This window comes from uncultured Arcanobacterium sp. (genome assembly GCF_947253055.1).
Taxonomy (GTDB): domain Bacteria; phylum Actinomycetota; class Actinomycetes; order Actinomycetales; family Actinomycetaceae; genus Arcanobacterium_A.
Window position 1 is genome coordinate 1 of the sequence record NZ_CAMXYE010000107.1, and the last position, 3170, is coordinate 3170.

The 3170-nt window shown below is 45.4% G+C and carries 1 protein-coding gene; it reads right to left on the reverse strand.

Annotation, left to right across the window (positions count from 1 at the left end; all coding sequences use genetic code 11):
• Positions 1-50 precede the first annotated feature (50 nt).
• Positions 51-3170 (reverse strand): SpaA isopeptide-forming pilin-related protein (locus Q0X35_RS06295; RefSeq protein ID WP_297566633.1); only part of this gene is annotated, 3120 nt, incomplete at its 5' end.

The window sequence follows — 3170 nt, forward strand, 5'->3', positions numbered from 1 at the left end:
CCTTAAGGTTTCCGCCCGCCTGTTCTATTAATTCCGCTATTTAGAGTAGTTTATAGCTCGCGCTTTCGCCGATAAACCAGATAACCACCCATTCCGGTAATAGCACACAGCGCGACGAAAACTTTCACTAGAGAAGCTCCCGTCTGCGGAAGTCCCGGCCGCTTCGGCTCTACCCCCGGAGGCGGCGTATTGGGTTGCGGCGTATTAGGAATATACAGCACCGCTCCGTCGTACTGCTGCGTATCATCTCTCGGAAGTGCATGGAAAGAGAAAGTCAACGGTTTCTCCAGCAATTTATATCCTTGCGGAGCTTTAACTTCTCGCAATTCATAAATATATTCGTGCTCATCATTGCTCATAAGCAAAGTCCAGCCGAGTTTCCCGTCATCTCCCTTGATCTTAACTTCTCCGTCTTTCCCAGTAGTGAAAACTAACGGAGCAGCTTCTTTTTGTTCCGGGGTGAGTTTCCCTACCATTGGCTCTGCTTTTCCATCTTTAATCTGGTAAAGAGCAAATTCAGCACCGGCCAGATTCGTACGCAAATCTCTCGCATCGTGCTTATGCAAGGTAATTCCCGGATTTGGCGCATATCCTCCAAAGGATAAACGCAGAGCTACCGTACCGGAAGTATTCGACTCTTCGCTTCCGACCGTCACTTTATTGCTGTAATTTACTACTTTTTCTCCGATTACCTTTGCCTTATAAGTGATTACCACTTTCTGTTTATTAGGAATCTGCATCCGCAATACACCATCCTGATAAACCGGGCGGTACTGATAATCTGCCGGAGTCATTTGCAAAGTTTCCGGTTGCAGACGCAAATTAACCATCTCATCTTGGAAAGCTAAACTATTAGCTCCATTGGCAATATCCAGGCCACCCGGATTTACCGTGATTTGGAAAGTAGCAGTGTAGCCATTACTACTAGAAGGCTTCTCCGTGATTTCCTTAGTCAGAGGTTTATACGCATATTCTCCCGTGGTTTCCTGCGTATTTACCGGCCCCCAGAGAGCTTTATTCTTTACCTGTAGGCCATCTTTATTCTTATTAATGTCATCTAAAGCTGCCCGATCCTTCGGAATCAATGCATAGTTCAAATAGTACGTAGAATACATTTCTCCATCTGAATAGCGCGGTAAATCTTTCTTAGCTACCTCAAAAAGAATTTCACCCGCTTTTTCAGTTACTTTAACTTTCGCTGCTCCCGATATATTCGGCTGCGGATCTTTCACTAGTTTTAACTTATCCGCCACGAATTTATCAGTAATCTGGAAAGTATCGCCTTCGTATTTATCAAGGCCTTCGAGCTGTAGATGGTAATTAAATACCGGATAATCCACTCCGTCAATTTCTTTCGTAGTGACGCCCGTGAAGCTCTTACGGAGTCCCTCTATATCTGGTGTGGCGACTGCCGAAGCATTCCGCACTACATCATTAGCGGTGGCTTTTACCTGATTAGTGTGCCGATACAGGCTAGATTCTCCAGCCCGGTACGCCGCTATCCAAGCCTGATCGTTATCAGTGGTGAAAGTAATCTCCACTTTCCGCTCGGCTTTCTTACCATTTTCATCTAAAAATGGGTTCAAGCCCTGATGCTGCTTTGCTTTATCTTTATAGAAGGTGAGGGAGAATCCGCGTTCGGGATGCTCGGCGTTGCGCGCAAAAGCGTAGCTTTCCTCTCCAATCAGACCTTTTACCTCAATCTGCGCATTTTCTGGCAAAGTATCTTGGAACCGTTTATCTCCTAGCGTCAGAGCCGGCAGTACATCTTCCAGCACCAAAGAATCGTAACCTTGCGGTACGACATTCACAATCACCTGCCAAGAAACTTGATCTTTAGATTGCGTGAGCATCTTCTTTTCTACATTAAAAAGATGCGGTGGGCGCAATGGATCTGAAGAGGTAGTTACTTCTTCTGGAGGGGTCTGCGGATTGCCGTCATCGCTAGTAGCTTTGTTTTGTACCGTGGTAGGGGCAATTTTCTTACTCACATCTACCTGCGTAGTGTAGGTAATTTCGTAGCTGGAGTATTCCGGATCATCTGCTGGTAATTTATAAGACCATTCTGAATCCGTAGCTTTCGCTAGCTCTGCCCACGGAATGATTTTCTCCGTCTTAGTGGATTTTCCTTCCGCATCGGGCTTAGTAGTATTAACTACTTTTATCCCTTCCCCGGAATACTTCACCATATCGCGGATTTCTTCCGGCACAAGATCGCTAATGGTATATCCAGTGAGCTTCAGCTTGTGGTACTCATTTACTTGCAATACCCAAGATTGCTCATAAATCCCCGAAGCAGGAGCCGTTTCCTTTGCTCCTTGCGCCTTCTTAGTAATAGTGCCTATCTTTAGTTGATTCTTAAGATTATTCTCAGTTTCTTTCGGATTAGGCAGCTGATCGGTACTTATTTTTACCTTATTAGTGGTCTGCTCTAAAGTGCCACCCTCGGCCGGATCAATCTTGCTGTAATCCACGGTAGCAAAATAAGTAATAGTCACTTCTTCTTTATGCACCATTTTCGGAATTACCAGCTTAAAACCATTATCGGTATAATCTGGCTTCCCCGGCTTCGGCGCACGCTTATTAGTGGATTTTACCTGCAGATTCTTCGGATCAGTATCCAGCTTAAGCGCACTATTTTCCCCGCCCGTGATTTGGTCGGTAATTTCAATATTCTCGTTAGTGTCAATAGATTTGACCTTAATTGTGTAGAACACCTTACCGGCCGAAAAATCGTGCCGAGCCGTCTTCGTAATACTAATATCCGGATCATCAGATACCCGCACCTGCAAATTTATCCCCGCAGCCAGCGGAATTATATCTGCAGCAGGCGTAAATTTGATGTCAAAAGTGGCAAAGAATTCCGCCTGCTGGGAGGCTTCTAAAGCCTCGTCTTTCGCCAATTGCACATGCAGCACATTATCTTTTATTTCGTAAGTATTATTTTCGACTGCCCCTTCTGAGGTCTGGATAGTGAATTTGCCTTTTTGATGCGGGAAAGCCTGCAATCCCGCTGGGAGTTTATAAGTCAAATCTTTTCCACTGGGGATTTGCCCACCCGGCACTCCCGGCTTTTCGCGGAATTTTAACCGCAACTGGTAGGGAGTATCAGTGTGTACAGTAAATTTTCCATCTTCTCCGGCAGTTAGTTCTTGCCCGCCATAAGAAAT